We start from the raw sequence: 17,565 nt of genomic DNA, 5'->3' as shown, positions 1-17,565 counted from the left end.
CGCAGCGCGACCGCCAGCCGCCGCCTCGCCGCGCTGCAGGCGCGCGTCGCCGCCAGCGGCCCCGGGCGCTTCGTGCAACGCTTCTTCGACGACGACATCCTGGCCCTGTCGGCGGCGCTGTCGTTCTACACGCTGCTCTCGATGGCACCGCTGGTGATCATGCTGCTGTGGCTCACGACCACGCTGTATCCCAGCGCGCAGGGCGAGTTCTTCCGCCAGGTGGGCATGCTGGCCGGGTCGCAGGTGGAATCCACCGCCCGCCTCATCGTCGCAAATGCCGAGCGCGAGCCCGGCACCGGCTCGATGGCGGCGTTGCTGGGTACCGCTGCGCTGCTGCTCGGCGCCTCGGTGGTGTTCGGCCAGCTGCAGACCGCCCTCAACCGCGTGTTCCGCTCCGATGCCCGGCGCCTGGGCGGCGTCCTGGCCTGGCTGCGCAAGCGCCTGCTCTCGTTCGGCATGGCCCTGGGCGTGGGCTTCCTGCTGGTGGTCTCGATGGCCGTGCAGGCCGCCCTGAGCCTGCTGATGGCCTGGCTGCCCGACCTGCTGCCGGCCTTCGCGGCGAGCGTCTCCTTCCTGCTGTACGCGGCCGTGTTCGCGCTGATGTACCGCTTGCTGCCGGACCGGCCGGTGACGCCGAAGCGTTCGCTGTTGGGCGGTGCGTTGACCGCGGCGATGTTCATGCTCGGCCGCTGGGCGATCGGCCTGTACCTGGGCCAGGCCAGCCTGGGCAGCGCCTACGGCCCCGCTGGCGGCCTGGTGGTGATGCTGGTCTGGCTGTACTACTGCGCGGTGGTCTTCCTGGCCGGCGCGCTGATCACCGCGATGCTGGACGAGGCCGCCCGGGCGCGACATCTGGCTGAAGCCGGCCCGACACCCGCACCGGCCGCGCAGGACCCCGCCGCGGGCACCGGCAGTCCGGCATGAGCGCGCCGCCCGTGGCATCCTAGCCGGCCACCGCAACGCTCCCCGCTGTCCGCCCGGACAGGACGCATGGCCCGCATCCCCGACGCATTCATCGATGACCTGCTCGCGCGCACCGACATCGTCGAGGTGATCGGGAACCGCGTGCCGCTCAAGCGCCAGGGCAAGGAGTACTCGGCGCGCTGTCCGTTCCACGACGAGCGTTCCCCCAGCTTCACGGTGTCGCCGAACAAGCAGTTCTACCACTGCTTCGGCTGCGGCGCGCACGGCACCGCGATCAGCTTCCTGATGAACTACGACCGCCTGGAGTTCCTCGATGCGGTCGAGGAGCTGGCGCGTGCGGCCGGCATGGAGGTCCCGCGCGACACCCAGCAGCGCAACGTCAATCCCGACACCCAGGCAACCTACGACATCCTCGAGGCGTCCGCGCGTTTCTTCCGCGAGCAGCTGGGCCGCAGCCCGCAGGCCCGGGCCTACCTCGACGGTCGCGGCGTCGACGCCACGACGCGCGAGCGCTTCGGCATCGGCTATGCACCCGGCGGCTTCAACGCACTGCGCGACGCCCTGGGCGGCAGCCCCGAGAAACTGCGCCTGCTCGAACGCGGCGGCATGATGTCGCGCAACGACAGCGGCCGGGTCTACGACAAGTTCCGCGACCGGGTGATGTTCCCGATCCTCGATCGCCGCGGCAGGACGATCGCCTTCGGTGGGCGGGTGATGGGGGCCGACGACGGCCCCAAGTACCTCAACTCGCCCGAGACCCCGCTGTTCCACAAGGGGCGCGAACTCTACGGCCTGTGGCAGGTGCGGCAAGCGCACAACACCATCCCGCACATCGTCGTGGTCGAGGGCTACATGGACGTGGTGGCGCTGTTCCAGCACGGCGTCGACACCGCGGTGGCGACCCTCGGCACGGCGACCACGCCCGACCACGCCGAGCTGCTGTTCCGCAACGCGCCGGACGTGTATTTCTGCTTCGATGGCGACCGCGCCGGCCGCAGTGCGGCCTGGAAGGCGGTCGAATCGGTGCTGCCGCGCATGAAGGACGGGCGCCAGGCGTTCTTCCTGTTCCTGCCCGATGGCGAGGACCCCGATTCGCTGGTGCGCACCGAGGGCGCGGAGGGCTTCGACGCGCGACTGAAGCAGGCCACGCCGCTGTCGCAGTTCCTGTTCGACTCGCTCTCGGCTGACGTCAACCTGGCCACGCTGGAGGGCAAGGGCCGACTGGCCGAGCGGGCCAAGCCGCTGGTCGCGCAGATCCCCGACGGCGCCTTCGCCGACCTGATGCGCCAGCGCCTTACCGAACTGACCGGTGTCGGCGCACGGGCCAGCGCCCCCGACACCCACGTGCCGGCCCAGCGCGCGCGCGCCGGCGGGCCCTCTGCGCCCGCGCGGCGCAGCCTGGTGCGCGGGGTGATCGCGCTGCTGCTGCAATCCCCTTCGCTGGCGCTGGAATTGCTGCCGCCCTACCGATTCGCCGCCCTGCGCCAACCGGGCGTGGACCTGCTGTGCGAGCTGCTGCAGCTGGTGTACGAACGTCCCGAGATCAGCACCGGCAGCCTGATCGAACACTTCGCCGGTCGCGACGAGCAGGCTGCGCTGCAGAAGCTGGCCTCGCAGTCGCTGCCCGGCGAAGAAGCCGCCTGGCGGACCGAGTTCCACGAAGCGGTGGCCCGCCTCGAGGACCAGACGCTGCGCCAGCGCGTCGAAGAACTGCAGCAGCGCATGCGCGAAGGCGGGTCCGCCGCGCTGTCCGGGCCGGAAAAACTGGAGCTGGGCGAGGCGATGCAGGCGCTCCGGCGCTAACGCACACCCGCGCCACCAAGACCCGCGGTCGAACGCGAACACGGCGACTGGGTCGCCCTGGGCGCACTTCGCACGCATGGCCTGGAACTGCTCGATCGTGCCTTCGCCGGGCAATCCATCGTTCCTGTCGAGTGGCACGACGCAGGCCCCACACGGGCGAGGTGCATGGCAGGAACGAGTCTTCAGCGCTCCACGCCCCGCCCCGCGGCGGCCAGCAGGCAGGCAACCCCTGCAAGGGCGCGTGCATGGCGGGTCCATCGCCGCCATGCGACGCCGCCGACCGGCACGCGCGAAGAAGGGGACGCTCGGCGGCCGTTCTTCCATGCTCCGCGCCGTCGATGCGCCGGCGCGCACGGCAAGCTATCCTCGGCGAAGCCAAACGGGGAGACCGCCATGCCGATCCGCACTGCCTGCCTGGGCGCCGCGCTCATGCTCGCCGCCACGACCACTGCCCTCGCCCAGGGTGCGCCACAGGTCGTCCGCGAAGAAGTGGGCAACCGCGTCAGCGAGAACATCCCGGTGATTCCCGCCGACCTGCTCGAGCGCCTCAACCGCTACCAGAACACGCGCGGCGCCAGCGCCAATGGCTGGACCCGCGACGGCTGCCTGCTGTTGAGCACGCGGTTCTCGGAGACCTCGCAGGTCCACCGCGCCTGCCAGCCGATGGGGATGCGCGAGCAGCTCACCTTCTACCCCGAGCCGGTGCCGGGTGCGCTCGCGGCCCCGGCCGCGTCGGGCCGCGATGGTTTCGTGTTCTCCAAGGACGTCGGCGGCGACGAATTCTCGCAGCTGCACTGGTTCGACCTGCAAAGCCGCGAGGTCAGCCTGCTGACCGACGGCAAGCGTTCGCAGAACCGGGGCGCGGTGTTCTCCGACGACGGGCGCCAGCTCGCGTACAGCAGCACCTCGCGCAACGGCAAGGACACCGACATCTGGGTGCGCGACATGCAGGCGGGCACCGCCCGCGCGGTGGTCACCGAGGGCGGCAGCTGGTTCCCGATGGACTTCTCGCCGGACGGCAAGCGCCTGCTGGTCAGTCGCTACGTGTCGATTGCCGAGTCGCATCCCGGCGAGGTCGACATCGCCAGCGGCGAACTGACGCTGTTCCCGGTCGATGGCGACCAGGCGGCATTCGGCGGCTTCGCCTACGCGCCCGACGGCGAATCGGTCTACTACGTGTCCGACGAGCCGCTGGAGGGCCAGGCGCAGGAGTTCCTCACCCTGCGCCACCACGACCCGCGCAGCGGCCGTGTGGAGGTACTGAGCGCCGACATCCCCTGGGACGTCAGCGAGTTCACCCTGTCCGAGGACGGCCGGCACCTGGCCTTCGTCAGCAACGAGGACGGCATCGGCAAGCTGCACGTGCTCGCCCTGCCCTCGCACCGGCCGGTGGCACTGCCCGAGCTGCCGGTGGGCCTGGCCTACGGCCTGTCGTTCTCGGCGGACGGCACGAAGCTCGCGCTCAGCATCAACAGTGCGACCTCGCCCAGCGACGCCTACGTGATCGACCTGGCGGCCCGCTCGCTCACCCGCTGGACCCGCAGCGAGGTCGGGGGACTCGACGCCGACGGTTTCGTCGCCCCGAGCCTGGTGCACTTCCCGACCTTCGACCAGGTCGACGGCCAGCCGCGCATGATCCCGGCCTTCTACTACCGCCCGGCCAACGTGCCGGCCGGCAAGAAGCTGCCGGTCGTGGTGCAGATCCATGGTGGACCCGAAAGCCAGGCGCGTCCGGTCTTCAGCCCGACCACGCAGTTCCTGGTCAACGAGCTGGGCATGGCCGTGCTGGTGCCGAACGTGCGCGGCTCGGCCGGCTACGGCAAGACCTACCTTGCGCTGGACAATGCCGCGAAGCGCGAGGACTCGGTGCGCGACATCGGGGCCCTGCTCGACTGGGTCGGCACGCGTCCGGAGCTCGATTCCGGCCGCGTCGGCGTCTACGGCGGCAGCTACGGCGGCTACATGGTGCTCGCGTCGATGATGCACTACCCGGAGCGCATCCGCGCCGGCGTCGACATCGTCAGCATCTCCCACTTCGGCACCTTCCTCAAGAACACCGAGGACTACCGTCGCCACCTGCGCCGTGCCGAATATGGCGACGAGACCGACCCGGCGATGGCGGCGATCTTCGAGGAGATCTCGCCGCTCAACGGCGCATCGAAGATCACCTCGCCGCTGTTCGTCGCCCAGGGCAAGAACGATCCCCGCGTGCCGTGGACCGAGGCCGAACAGATCGTCCAGGCCGTGCGCGGCAACGGGCAGCCGGTCTGGTACCTGCTGTTCAACGACGAGGGCCACGGCTTCCGCAAGAAGACCAACAGCGACTAATTCACCGCCGCGACCGTGCTGTTCTGGCAGCGGCACCTGCTGGACGAGTGATGCGGTGCCCGGCGACGGCGCGCATGCCCGCCGCCGGGTCGCTCCAGGCTCAGGCGACGGGCACCATCTCCAGGCCCGTCGACGGCTGCAGCCACGGCAGCAGCCAGTGGTCGAGCAGCAGGAAGGCGAACAGCGCCATCAGGTAGACGATGGAGTAGTTGAAGACCTTCATCGCGAAGAACTCGTCCGGCGGGTCCATCAGCTTCCACGCATACACCAGGAACACCAGGCCCAGGACCAGCGCGCCGCCCAGGTAGAACAGCCCGCTCATGCCGAACACGACCGGCAGCACGCTGACCACCACCAGCAGCACGGTGTAGAACAGGATCTGCCAGCGCGTGTAGGCCACGCCGTGGGTCACCGGCAGCATCGGCACCAGCGCGCGCGCGTAGTCCTCGCGGCGGAAGATCGCCAATGCCCAGAAATGCGGGGGCGTCCAGACGAAGATGATGAGCACCAGCAACAGCGCGTGCGGCCAGTCCCATTCGCCCTGCATGCCGGTCACCGCCGCCCATCCCAGCAGGGGCGGCGCCGCGCCGGCGATGCCGCCGATCACGATGTTCTGCGGCGTCGCGCGCTTGAGGAACACCGTGTAGACCACCGCGTAGCCGATGAGGGAGGCGAAGGTCAGCACCGCCGTGATCGTATTGACCCAGGCCACCAGGATGCCCATCGACAGCGCCGCCAGCGCCAGGGCGAAGACGAGCGCGCGGGCCGGGGTGATCTGGCCGACCACGATGGGCCGCCAGGCGGTACGCGCCATCTTGGCGTCGATGCGCGAGTCGAGCAGCTGGTTGATCGCGGCCGCGCTGGAGGCCGCCAGCCAGATGCCGAGGAAGCCGAGCACGGACTCGCGCAACGGCGGCAGGCCCTCCACCGCGAGGAACATGCCGACCAGCGCGGTGAACACGATCAATGCCACCACCCGCGGCTTGGTCAGGTCCCAGTACTGCTTCGCCGTGGCGGCGAAACCCTCGCGCGCAGGGCCGGCCATCAGTGCTCCGGCGCCTTCAGGCGCGCGAGCAGGCTGACCATCGCGAACAGCAGCACCAGCGCGCCGGCGTTGTGCATCACCGCCACGGTCAGCGGCAGGCCGAGCTTGACGTTGGCGATGCCCAGCCCGACCTGTGCCAGCGACATGAGCAACACGAAGCTGCCCCAGCCGCGCATGCCCGGCAGGCGCAGCAGGCGCACGGCGAAGGCGACGAGGAATGCGAACACCACGCCGGCCATGACCCGGTGCGCGAGCTGGATCGCGATGCGGGCCTCGCCGTCGAGGATGCCGCCCTCGTAGTCGACGCCGATGCCGCGCCAGAGCACGAAGGCCTCGCCGAAGTCGTGCCGTGGCCACCACTGCCCCACGCAGGTGGGGAAGTCATTGCCGCAGGCCAGGGCCGCGTAGTTGGCACTGGTCCAGCCGCCCAGGGCGATCTGGATGGCCAGCAGCGCCAATCCCGCCAGTACCCAGCGGCGCAGCTGCGGGGTGTCGGCCAGGCGGATCGGCGCGTCGGTGGACCGCCAGGCCATCCACAGCAGCAAGGAGAAGGTCAGCAGGCCGCCCAGCAGGTGGCCCATCACCACGATCGGCTTGAGCAGCCACGTGACCGTCCACATGCCGAGCAGGGCCTGGAAGATGATCACGGCCAGGGTCAGCACCGCCACCCGCGACAGGTCCGTGTTGCTCCAGCGCAGCGCGGCGGCCAGCAGGATCGCTTCACCGATGACCGCCAGCGCCGAGGCCGAGACGTGGTCGCCCTGCATGTACAGCGGGATGGCGATCGCGACCAGGCCGGCGGCGACCAGCACCTGGGTCATGCCGAAGCGTCTCTTGCGGGCCGCCAGCAGGGCCAGCGCCAGCACGAGCAGTCCCAGGGTCGCGGCGAGGTGGCGGTGGACCTGTTCGCGCCAGGCCTTGTGCGACTCGAAGGGCCGGATCGCGCTGGCGACGTGGTCGACGGCGTCCGCCGTGGCGCCGGGCCAGGTCGCGCGCCCGTAGCAGGTCGGCCAGTCGGGGCAGCTCAGGCCGGCGTTGGACAGGCGGACGAAGGCGCCGAACACGATGACGCAACTCGCCAGCGCCACCGCCAGCCAGGCGATGCGATGGAAGTGCTTGGAGAAGGCGGCGGCCTTGAAAGCTGTGTTCATGGGTCGGATCAACAATCGATGGCGCGCGTCAGCGCAGTTTCAGCAGTTTGGACAGGTCCTTGCGCAGCCCGGCCGGATCGAACCCGGGAGCGTAACGCAGAACCACGAAGCCGTTTGGATCCAGCACGAATACCGGGATGCCCGCCGGATCGTCGGCGCGCGGCAGGCGCGTGCGCAGGCCGTCGTCGTCGGCGATCTCGACCAGCGTGGCCGGGCGGGCCGCGCCTTCGGGCAGTTCGCCGAGCCAGAGCACGTGGACCCGGTCCGCGTCCTTGCCGAACAGTTGCCAGACCAGGTCCACCTGGCGCGCCACCTCTACGCAGGGCGCGTCGCAGTCCGCCGGGGCGGGCACCACGATCCGCCACGCCCGCGATTCCGGCGCCCAGGCGTAGACGCCGCCGTCGGCGGCCTTCGGGCTGAGCTCGCGGGCATCGACGGGGGGCTGCAGCAATTCGCCGTTGTTCTTCATGCCCTGCGGCTGCCAGCCGGAGAAGCGCAGCACGCCGGCCACCAGCATGCTGCCGAAGAACATCGCGACGATGACCAGCAGCAGGGTCCGGTTGCGCGTGCGTTGGGTGGTGTCGTTCATGGCGTGCGGGGTCGTCTGAAGGTCAGGATCAGGGCCGTGGCCAGCACGGCCAGCGCGAGGCCGAACCATTGCACGGCATAGCCGCGGTGCTTGTCTGGCGGCAGGGTGTTGGGCAGCAGCGCGAGGTCGCGCGCGTAGCCCAGCGGCAGGTCGGGGTCCAGGCGCAGCACCCGCGGCGCCAGCGGCGCCTGCAGCCCGGTGGCATCGACGATCGCGTCCATGTCCACGCGGGTCAGCAGCCACCCCTCGCCCTGCTTCGCCAGCGCCGGGCCCATGGCCAGGCCGGCCGAGGGCGGCGCGGTCACGAGCCCGCGGAGCACCTGGCGTCCCACCGGACGGGGCACGTCGGGCATCGCCTGGCGATGGGGCAACGGCAGCCAGCCCAGGTCGACCAGCATCACGTCGCCCAGCTCGGGCCGGAACAGGCGGTAGGCACGCACGCCGGCGCGGCCGTCGTGTTGCTGGTTGTCCAGCAGCAGGACGCCGCGCGCGTCGAACTCACCCGCACCGGTCGCCCAGTCGTAGTCGTGGCGGCGCTCGCGGTCGCCGGCGACCGCGAGCGGTTGCGCCTTGCGCTCCAGCAGCACGCGCTCCGCGGCATCGAGCATGGCCTGCTTCTCGACCGCGCGCCGCGACTGCCACAGGCCCAGGTTCACGAACAGGGCGATGACCAGCAGCGCCAGCGTCCAGCCCATCGCAAGTTGCCCGCGCCGGCTCACGACGTGGCCGCCCCGGACTGCGATAATGCGCATCCAACTTCGCCCTGGCGCCGATCGGAGGCCACCATGAACGACTCGCTGAAGACACTGGTGATCATTGCCTTCCTGATCATCATCCTCTGGAACCTCGGTGCTGGCCTCTACTACATGCTCGTCGACAAGGGCGAGAGCAAGCGCACCGTCAACGCGCTGACCAAGCGCATCGCCCTGTCCGTGGCGTTGATCCTCCTGGTGGTGTTGGCCAATTACATGGGCTGGATCGAGTTCCACGGCGTGGGACGGAACCCGTGAGCGGTGACGCGTGACCGGTGATTTGTGATTCGCAAAAAGCAAAGAGCGACGGTTGGCCGTCGCTTTTTGCATTGGGGCTGGTTTTTCGCGTCTAGCGAATCACGAACCACCCGCCCCGAATCACGGCCTCAAAGCACGTAGACGAACAGGAACAGGCCGAGCCAGACCACGTCGACGAAGTGCCAGTACCAGGCGACGGCTTCGAACCCGAAATGGTCGTCCTTGCTGAAGTGGCCCTTCAGGCAGCGGAACCAGATCACCGCGAGCATGATCGTGCCCAGGGTGACGTGCGCGCCGTGGAAGCCGGTCAGCATGAAGAAGGTCGAACCGTAGATGCCCGAGCCCAGGGTGAGGTTCAGTTCCTTGTAGGCGTGGATGTATTCCTCGGCCTGGAAGAACAGGAACACGCAACCCAGCAGCACGGTCAGACCCAGGAACACCAGCAACTGGGCGCGGTGGCCGGCCTTGAGCGCGTGGTGGGCGATGGTCACCGTCACGCCCGAGGTCAGCAGGATCAGGGTGTTGAGCAGCGGCAGGCCCCAGGCCGGGATGGTCTGGAACTCGCCACCGACGGCCGCCGGCCCGTTGCTCGGCCAGGCGTTGCTGAAGGTGTCCCACAGCAGGCTGTGGGTCATCACGCCGTCGCCGGCGCCGCCCAGCCACGGCAGGGCCAGCTGGCGGGCATAGAACAGGGCGCCGAAGAAGGCGGCGAAGAACATGACTTCGGAGAAGATGAACCACACCATGCCCATGCGGAACGAGGTGTCCACCTGCTTGTTGTAGTTGCCGCCGATCGACTCGCGGATCACGTCGCCGAACCAGCCGAACAGGACGCCCACCAGCAGCGCGATGCCGACGAAGAACACCTCGTTGCCCCAGCTGGTTTCGTTCATCCAGCTGGCGAGGCCGATCATGGCCACGAACAGGGCGATCGACCCCAGGAAGGGCCAGCGGCTGCTGTGCGGCACGAAGTAGATGTTGGCGTCTGGCGAGTGGGCGTGGGCCATGGCGACGGTTCCGTTTAGCTGTGTTTAGGGCGCCGCGCGCGGAGCCGAGGCCGGGGTCCCGTGCGGGGACTGGGCCTGCTGCTTCGCGGTGAGCGCGTCGTTCTTGAAGAAAGTGTAGGACAAGGTGACCGTCTTGACGTCGGCCGGCAGGTCCGGATCAATGATGAAGCGCACCGGCATGTCGCGGGTTTCGCCCGCCTGCAGGGTCTGCGCGGTGAAGCAGAAGCACTCGGTCTTGTTGAAATAGCCCGAGGCCCGCGCCGGCGCCACCGAGGGCACGGCGCTGCCGACGATGGTGCGTTCGCTGTTGTTGTGGGCGTAGTAGGTGGTGTCGTAGGGCTCGCCGACCTTGACCTTCATCGTCGCCTGGTTGGGGCGGAACGCCCAGGGCAGCTTGGAGTTCACGCCGCCGTCGAATTCGACCGTGACCCATCGCGCCTGGACGCCCTCGGCCGCGCCCCGGCCTTCGGACGCACTGCGTTCAAGCCGGATGCCGAAGACCTTCTCGCAGGCGATGCGGTACAGCGGGACGAGGGCGAACGAAAGCGCGAACGCTCCGACGCCGACGCCGACCATGATCGCCGCCATCCGGCCCGAGGCCGCGGCCGCCTTGGCCTGGCGCTCCTCGCCGTTCGCGCTCACTGGCCCATGACCCCGCTGAGCAGGAAGGCCACGTAGACGCCAACGGCGACCAGACCGATCCAAATGGCCGTACGCCGCGCCGCCTTGCGGCGGGCGTCGAGGTCATTGCGCGGATCTGCGGGGCCGGTCATGTCGATGGAAGGCGCTGCCTGGGTCGGGGCGTCCGCACGAGGGGGTGCGGACGCCGGGGGACGGGGATCAGTGTGTGACGTCGCCGTGGGCGAGGTCGCCGTCGCGGATCACCGGCGGGGTGGCGAAGGTGTGGTGCGGGGCCGGGCTGGGCACGGTCCATTCCAGGCCACGCGCGCTGTCCCAGGCGCGGGCCTCGGCCTTGACGCCGGCGGCCTTCGAGCGCCACAGGATGAAGGCCATCATGAACGGCGTGACGAACATGCCGAACGCGCCGATCGAGCTGACCAGGTTCCAGTCCGCGAACACCACGTTGTAGTCCGGGATGCGGCGCGGCATGCCGGCCAGGCCCAGGAAGTGCTGCGGGAAGAACAGCAGGTTGACGAAGACCATCGTCCACCAGAAGTGGAACTTGGCCATGCCTTCGTTGTACATGCGGCCGGTCCACTTCGGCCACCAGTAGTAGACGGCGGCGATGATGGAGAACAGCGCGCCGGTCACCAGCACGTAGTGGAAGTGCGCGACCACGAAGTAGGTGTCGTGGTACTGGAAGTCGGCCGGGACGATGGCGAGCATCAGGCCCGAGAAACCGCCGATGGTGAACAGGATCACGAAGGCGATCGCCCACAGCATGGGCGATTCGAAGGAGATCGAGCCGCGCCACATGGTCGTGACCCAGTTGAACACCTTCACGCCGGTCGGGATCGCGATCAGCATCGTCGCGAACATGAAGTAGATCTCGCCACCCAGCGGCATGCCGACGGTGAACATGTGGTGCGCCCACACGATGAACGAGAGGAAGGCGATCGACGCGGTCGCGTACACCATGGCCTGGTAGCCGAACAGCGGCTTGCGGCTGAAGGTCGGGATGATCTCCGAGACCACGCCGAAGGCCGGCAGGATCATGATGTAGACCTCGGGATGGCCGAAGAACCAGAAGATGTGCTGGAACATCACCGGGTCGCCGCCGCCGGCCGCGTTGAAGAAGCTGGTGGCGAAGAACTTGTCGGTCAGCAGCATGGTGACCGCGCCGGCGAGCACCGGCATGACCGCGATGAGGAGGAACGCGGTGATCAGCCAGGTCCAGCAGAAGATCGGCATCTTCAGCAGGTCGATGCCCGGCGCGCGCATGTTCAGCACGGTCGCGATGACGTTGATCGCGCCCATGATCGAGCTGATGCCCATCATGTGGATGGCGAAGATCACGAAGGCGACGTTGTTGCCGCCCTGCAGCGACAGCGGCGGGTACAGGGTCCAGCCGCCGGCCGGGCCGCCGCCTTCCAGGAACAGGGTCATCAGCAGCAGAGTGAAGGCGAACGGCAGGATCCAGAACGACCAGTTGTTCATGCGCGGCAGCGCCATGTCCGGCGCGCCGATCTGCAGCGGGATCATCCAGTTGGCCAGGCCGACGAACGCCGGCATCACGCCGCCGAAGATCATGACCAGCGCGTGCATGGTGGTCATGGAGTTGAAGAACTCGGGGCTCACGTGCTGCAGGCCCGGGTGCATCAGCTCGGTGCGGATGACCACCGACATGCCGGCGCCAATGATGAACATGATGAAGCTGAACACCAGGTACAGGGTCCCGATGTCCTTGTGGTTGGTCGAGAAGAACCAGCGCTCGATGAAGCCCTGCTTGTGGGCGTGGTCATCGTGGGCGTGTTCGTCGTGGAGCGGGTCAGCGTGGGTGACGGCCATGGCCTAACCTCAGAAAAATACGGGGCGATCGATCAGCCGGCGACGGGCGCGGCTTCGGGGGCGGCGGCTTCTTCAGCCGGAGCGTCGGGCGCGGCATCGACTGGAACGGTCGGCTCGTCGCCCTGCTGGATGTCCTCCAGCATCTGCGGGTCCAGCTGCGCCGGCGCGTTGCCCTCGGCGCCTGCAGGCACCACGGGGGCCTCGGCGTCGGGCGTGCCGCGCTGGCTGGCCAGCCACTGGCGGTATTCGTCCTTGGGCACGGCCTTGACCACGATCGGCATGAAGCCATGGTCCTTGCCGCACAGCTCCGCGCACTGGCCGCGGTAGATGCCCGGCGCCTCGATTTCGGTCCAGGCTTCGTTGACGATGCCCGGGATCGCGTCCTGCTTCCAGCCCAGCGCCGGCACCCACCAGGCGTGGATGACGTCGTCGGCGGTGATCACGAAGCGGATCTTGGTGTCCGTCGGCAGCACCAGCATGTTGTCGACGTCCAGCAGGTAATGCGGGTTGTCGGCCATGTTGGGCTGCGCGCCGCTCTGGCGGATCTCGTCGCTGGTGCGGTCCAGGCGGCTGGTGAAGCCGACGTCCTCGCCCAGGTAGTCGTACTTCCACATCCACTGGTAGCCGGTGATCTTGACCGTCATCTCGGCGTCGCGGGTGTCGTACATGTTGATCAGCTTGCTGGTGGCCGGGAAGGCCATCAGCACCAGCAGCGCGACCGGCACCACCGTCCAGATGATCTCCAGCTTGGTGCTGTGGGTGAAGCTGGTGTCCGGCTTGGCACCCTTGGAGTGGCGGAACCTGAACATCGCCACCGCCATCGCGCCGAAGACCAGCACGCCGATCACGACGCAGATCCACAGCGCCAGCATGTGCGCCTCGTAGGCGTTCTGGGACAGGTGGGTCACGCCCTTGCCCATGTTCAGCTGCCACGGCTTGGGATCCGCCGCCTGCGCCTGTGCAAGCACCGGCAGCGCCATGACGGCGACACCTGCTGCCCACTGCTTGAAACAACCGGCTTTCATCAGATTCGAGCCCCGATAAATCATTGGATGGTGGTTACGTCGCTCCGCGGGCTGCCTGGGAGTCGGGATCGCGGCGTGGAATGCACGCCCGGGACCGACCGGATCAGGTGGCTGGCGAGCCCATCGCGGCAGGCGGGGGCCCATCACGCCGGGTCCGGCGCTACGGAAAACCGTGAAATGGTAGCCGCAGGGCCGCAGGTGGGCAAGCAGAGCCGCTCCGGCGCCCGCCTCCGCCAGACGCCCCCGGATGGTCTGAAAGCCTTTCCTGGCAAGGGTTTGGGCGCCACAGGCGGCGATTTGGCCGACGCGTCGAAAAGCGACCCGCTTTGCCGTTTCCAGCGGCCTCGAAAAAGGGATGCGTCGGGTGCCATGCTGGCCCTACACTACGCCGATTCCCCCGTCCTGCCTGTGGTCACCATGGCCCCTGAAACCCGCACTGCCGCTGCCAGCGGCGGTCATTCGCCGCGCCTGTTAATCAGCCCGGAGCTGCCGCCCACGCCCGCCGCCGAGCGCGCGGCGATCACCCGCGCGTGGCTGCGCGACGAGGCCGAACACGTGCGCGCGCTACTCGAGGCCGCCCGCATGGACGATGCGGCCCGCGAATCCACCCGAGCCAAGGCCGCCGACCTGGTCGCCCGGGTGCGCGCCCGCGTGCACGACCAGGGCGCCATCGAGGCCTTCATGCGCCAGTACGACCTGGGCAGCGAGGAAGGCGTGCTGCTGATGTGCGTGGCCGAGGCGCTGCTGCGCATCCCCGACCAGGAAACCACCGACAAGCTGATCCGCGACAAGCTCGGCGAAGCCGACTGGAAGCGCCACATGGGCCAGTCGGAGTCGGTGCTCGTGAACGCCTCCACCTGGGGCCTGATGCTCACCGGCCACCTGGTCGACCTGGCCGACGAGACCAAGCACAACGTGCATGGCGCGTTCAAACGCCTGGTCGGCCGCGTCGGCGAGCCGGTGATCCGCCTCGCGGTGCGCCAGGCGATGCGCATCATGGGCCACCAGTTCGTGATGGGCCGCAACATCGGCGAGGCGCTCGTGCGTGCGCGCAAGGGCAACAACGCCAACTACCGCTACTCGTTCGACATGCTCGGCGAAGCCGCGCTGACCGAGCCCGACGCCCAGCGCTACATGGAGGCCTATCGCCAGGCCATCCACGCGATCGGCAAGCACACGCGCGACAACGGCCATGCCGCCCAGGGACGCGACGGCGTGTTCGGCGCCGGCTCGATCTCGGTGAAGCTCTCGGCGCTGCACCCCCGTTACGAGCACATCAAGCGCGAGCGCGTGCTCGCCCAGCTGACCCCGCGCGTGCTGGAACTGGCGCAGCTGGCGAAGTCCTACGGCATCGGCTTCACCGTCGACGCCGAGGAAGCCGACCGCCTGGAGCTCTCGCTGGACGTGTTCGCCGGCGCTTACGCCGACGCTTCGCTGGAAGGCTGGGAGGGCTACGGCCTGGCGATCCAGGCCTACCAGAAGCGCGCGCCGGAAGTGATCGACTTCATCGCCGCGCTGGCAAGGCGGCACGGGCGCCGGATCCCGGTGCGGCTGGTCAAGGGCGCGTACTGGGACAGCGAGATCAAGCGCGCCCAGGTCGAGTGCCATCCCGGCTACCCGGTGTTCACCCGCAAGCCGAACACCGACGTCTCCTACCTGGCCTGCGCGCGCAGGATGCTCGCCGCCTCCGACGCGGTGTACCCGATGTTCGCCACGCACAACGCGCACACCATCGCCGCCGTGCATACGATGGCGCGCGAAGGTGGCCAGCGCGTCGAGTTCGAGTTCCAGAAGCTGCACGGCATGGGCGAGGACCTCTACGACGAGGTGATCCCGGCCGATCGCCTCGACGTGCCCTGCCGCGTCTACGCACCGGTCGGGTCGCACGAGGACCTGCTGCCCTACCTGGTCCGGCGCCTGCTTGAGAACGGCGCCAATTCGAGCTTCGTCAACCGCATCACCGACGAAGACGTGCCGGTCGAGGACCTCATCCGCGACCCGCTCGAGACCGTCGCCGCCTTCGACACCATCCCCCACCCGCACATCCCGATGCCGGTCGACCTGTACCGCAGCTATTCGGATCGCCTGCCTTATTGCGACAGGAGCAATTCAATGGGCATCAACCTCGCCAACGACGACCAGCTCCGCGCACTGGCCGACCGCATCAACGCCGCCTACCGCGACGACTGGTACGCCGAGCCGCTGGTGCCGGGCGCCAGCCACGACGGCGAGCGCATCGCGGTGACCAACCCGGCCGACCTGCGCGAGGTCGTGGGCTACTGGCGCGCGGCCGATGGCGCCACGGTGGATCGTGCGCTGGAGAACGCCGTGGCCGCGCAGCCGAAGTGGAACGCGCTGCCGGCGGCGAGCCGCGCGGCGATCCTGGAGCACGCTGCCGACCTGCTGGAGCAGCGCATGCCCGAGTTCATCGCCATGTGCACGCGCGATGCCGGCAAGACCATCGCCGACGGCGTCGGCGAGGTGCGCGAAGCGGTCGACTTCCTGCGCTATTACGGCAACCAGGTGCGCACGATGTTCGTCCCCGAGCCGCTGCCCGGCCCGACCGGCGAGACCAACGTGCTCGAGCTCCACGGGCGCGGCGTGTTCGTCTGCATCAGTCCGTGGAACTTCCCGCTGGCGATCTACATCGGCCAGGTCGCCGCGGCGCTCGCCACCGGCAACGCCGTGATCGCCAAGCCGGCCGAACAGACCAACCTGGTCGGCTACGTGGCGACGAAGCTGCTGCACGAGGCCGGCGTGCCGGAAGACGTGCTGCAGTTCGTGCCCGGCGACGGCGCCATCGTCGGCGCGGCGCTGACCCGCGACCCGCGCGTGGCGGGCGTCGCCTTCACCGGCTCCAACGACACCGCGGCGGCGATCAACCGCGCCCTGGCCGCGCGCGACGGCGCAATCGGCGTGCTGATCGCCGAGACCGGCGGCCAGAACGCGCTCATCGCCGACTCCTCGGCGCTGCCGGAGCAGCTGGTCAAGGATGCGATGGCATCGGCCTTCACCTCGGCCGGCCAGCGCTGCTCGGCCGCGCGCGTGCTGTTCGTCCAGGACGACATCGCCGACAAGGTGATCGAGATGCTCGCCGGCGCGATGGCCGAGCTCCGCCTCGGCGATCCGGGCCTGCTGTCCACCGACGTCGGCCCGGTGATCGACAAGGACGCGCTCGACAACCTCGAGCAGCACGCGGTGCGCATGGAACACGAAGCCCGCCACATCGCCACCGTGGCCTCGACCGCCGAAACCGCACACGGCACCTTCTTCGCCCCGCGCGCCTATGAGCTGAAGTCGCTTGACCAGTTGCACAAGGAAATCTTCGGCCCGGTGCTGCACGTGATCCGCTGGAAGGCGAACGAGCTGGACGCGGTGATCGATGCGATCAACTCCACCGGTTTCGGCCTCACCCTGGGCATCCACTCGCGCATCGACGAGACCGTCGAGAAGATCACCTCGGCGATCAAGGTGGGCAACTGCTACGTCAACCGCAACCAGATCGGCGCGATCGTCGGCGTGCAGCCCTTCGGCGGGCAGAACCTGTCCGGCACCGGCCCCAAGGCCGGCGGTCCGCACTACCTGACGCGCTTCGTGACCGAGAAGACGGTGACCATCAACACCACTGCCGCCGGCGGCAACGCCTCGCTTTTGACGCTGGGCGAGTGATGGGTTGGTGGTGATTGGTGATTGGTGATGGGTGATGGGTGATGGGTGATGGGTGATGGGTGATGGGTGATGGGTGAGCAGCGTGCGATGGCGGATGCTTTGCGCGGTACGAACCCGTGTTCTGCCGTCATCCCAGCGCACGCTGGGATCCAGCTCCTGGCGCCCCCCCCCGCAGTTCCACCCCCTGCTCAGCGCAGTGCGCTGGGCGTTCGCCTGTGCCGCCCAACATCGCCCAAGGTGGTTGGCCGGCACAGGGCGTGGCGCAATGCGCTGCGCTTATTGCGCCCTACGCGCTTTTAGCAAAGTCGGCGTCCAGCGCGCCGCAGCGCGTGATGACAGTCAATCGACGGGATCGCTTCTGACGGCACCCCCTGTATCGGGGCCCCGGGCGCGCTTCGCTGACCCGGGCGACGCGTTGTGTTGCCGTTGCCGTTGCCGTTGCCGTTGCCGTTGCCGTTGCCGTTGCCGTTGCCGTTGCCGTTGCCGTTGCCGTTGCCGTTGCCGTTGATCTTGATCTTGATCTTGATCTTGATCTTGATCTTGAT

The 17,565-nt window shown here is 68.7% G+C and carries 14 protein-coding genes and 1 pseudogene; 5 read left to right on the top strand and 10 right to left on the bottom strand.

Annotation, left to right across the window (positions count from 1 at the left end; all coding sequences use genetic code 11):
- The first annotated feature begins 72 nt into the window (after positions 1–72).
- From FKV25_RS03330 to FKV25_RS03320, 3 genes are all read left to right on the top strand, one after another.
- Positions 73–924, top strand: a complete 852-nt coding sequence (locus tag FKV25_RS03330) for a YihY/virulence factor BrkB family protein (protein WP_246071876.1) — start codon at positions 73–75, stop codon at positions 922–924.
- Between the two features lie 66 nt (positions 925–990).
- Positions 991–2,727, top strand: a complete 1,737-nt coding sequence (gene dnaG, locus FKV25_RS03325; protein WP_141517374.1) for a DNA primase — start codon at positions 991–993, stop codon at positions 2,725–2,727.
- 393 nt (positions 2,728–3,120) lie between these two features.
- Positions 3,121–5,055 carry a S9 family peptidase gene (locus FKV25_RS03320; protein ID WP_211345354.1) on the top strand — a complete coding sequence of 645 codons (1,935 nt, stop codon included), beginning with the start codon at positions 3,121–3,123 and terminating at the stop codon, positions 5,053–5,055.
- Between the two features lie 100 nt (positions 5,056–5,155).
- Here the strand turns inward: FKV25_RS03320 and cyoE are convergent, their stop codons facing one another.
- From cyoE to FKV25_RS03300, 4 genes are read right to left on the bottom strand one after another with little or no spacing between them, the layout of a single operon-like run.
- Positions 5,156–6,100 carry a heme o synthase gene (gene cyoE / locus FKV25_RS03315; protein WP_141517373.1) on the bottom strand — a complete coding sequence of 315 codons (945 nt, stop codon included), beginning with the start codon at positions 6,098–6,100 and terminating at the stop codon, positions 5,156–5,158.
- On the bottom strand, positions 6,100–7,251 hold the full coding sequence (locus tag FKV25_RS03310; protein WP_141517372.1) for a COX15/CtaA family protein: 1,152 nt from the start codon (positions 7,249–7,251) through the stop codon (positions 6,100–6,102). The genes cyoE and FKV25_RS03310 overlap by 1 nt, the downstream gene beginning before the upstream one ends.
- A gap of 28 nt (positions 7,252–7,279) precedes the next feature.
- On the bottom strand, positions 7,280–7,840 hold the full coding sequence (locus FKV25_RS03305) for a hypothetical protein (RefSeq protein WP_141517371.1): 561 nt from the start codon (positions 7,838–7,840) through the stop codon (positions 7,280–7,282).
- Positions 7,837–8,559: an SURF1 family protein gene (locus tag FKV25_RS03300; protein WP_425462603.1), complete on the bottom strand. Its 723-nt coding sequence runs from the start codon at positions 8,557–8,559 to the stop codon at positions 7,837–7,839. Before FKV25_RS03300 ends, FKV25_RS03305 begins: the two co-directional genes overlap by 4 nt.
- Before the next feature lie 66 nt (positions 8,560–8,625).
- On the opposite strand from FKV25_RS03300, the gene FKV25_RS03295 reads away from it, so the two are divergent.
- Entirely contained in the window at positions 8,626–8,850 is a 225-nt protein-coding gene (locus FKV25_RS03295) for a twin transmembrane helix small protein (RefSeq protein ID WP_141517370.1), read from the top strand.
- Between the two features lie 128 nt (positions 8,851–8,978).
- Here FKV25_RS03295 and FKV25_RS03290 read toward each other — a convergent pair whose 3' ends face one another.
- The 5 genes and pseudogenes from FKV25_RS03290 to coxB form a co-directional block, all read right to left on the bottom strand.
- A complete protein-coding gene (locus tag FKV25_RS03290) occupies positions 8,979–9,857 on the bottom strand; it encodes a cytochrome c oxidase subunit 3 (protein ID WP_141517369.1) in 879 nt (292 codons plus the stop codon).
- 24 nt (positions 9,858–9,881) lie between these two features.
- Positions 9,882–10,483, bottom strand: a pseudogene (locus tag FKV25_RS03285) (cytochrome c oxidase assembly protein); the annotation flags it as partial.
- Between the two features lie 12 nt (positions 10,484–10,495).
- The gene (locus FKV25_RS16555; protein ID WP_281286205.1) at positions 10,496–10,630 is read right to left on the bottom strand and encodes a hypothetical protein; all 135 of its coding nucleotides are present in this window, start codon (positions 10,628–10,630) and stop codon (positions 10,496–10,498) included.
- Between the two features lie 67 nt (positions 10,631–10,697).
- Positions 10,698–12,326 (bottom strand): cytochrome c oxidase subunit I, encoded by a 1,629-nt coding sequence (gene ctaD / locus FKV25_RS03280; protein ID WP_141517368.1) that lies wholly within the window; start codon positions 12,324–12,326, stop codon positions 10,698–10,700.
- Between the two features lie 32 nt (positions 12,327–12,358).
- A complete protein-coding gene (gene coxB / locus FKV25_RS03275; RefSeq protein ID WP_141517367.1) occupies positions 12,359–13,351 on the bottom strand; it encodes a cytochrome c oxidase subunit II in 993 nt (330 codons plus the stop codon).
- A gap of 417 nt (positions 13,352–13,768) precedes the next feature.
- Here coxB and putA point away from each other — a divergent pair, with 417 nt between their 5' ends.
- Positions 13,769–17,020: a bifunctional proline dehydrogenase/L-glutamate gamma-semialdehyde dehydrogenase PutA gene (gene putA / locus FKV25_RS03270; RefSeq protein ID WP_141517375.1), complete on the top strand. Its 3,252-nt coding sequence runs from the start codon at positions 13,769–13,771 to the stop codon at positions 17,018–17,020.
- Positions 17,021–17,316: 296 nt separating this feature from the next.
- Here the strand turns inward: putA and FKV25_RS16130 are convergent.
- Positions 17,317–17,565, bottom strand: a 249-nt coding sequence (locus FKV25_RS16130) for a hypothetical protein (RefSeq protein WP_211345353.1), incomplete at its 5' end; no start/stop codon positions are given.

The sequence above is a fragment of the Marilutibacter aestuarii genome, assembly GCF_006546775.1.
Classification (GTDB): domain Bacteria; phylum Pseudomonadota; class Gammaproteobacteria; order Xanthomonadales; family Xanthomonadaceae; genus Marilutibacter; species Marilutibacter aestuarii.
The sequence above is the reverse complement of the archived record's forward strand: the minus strand, read 5'-3'. Positions and strand labels throughout refer to the sequence as shown.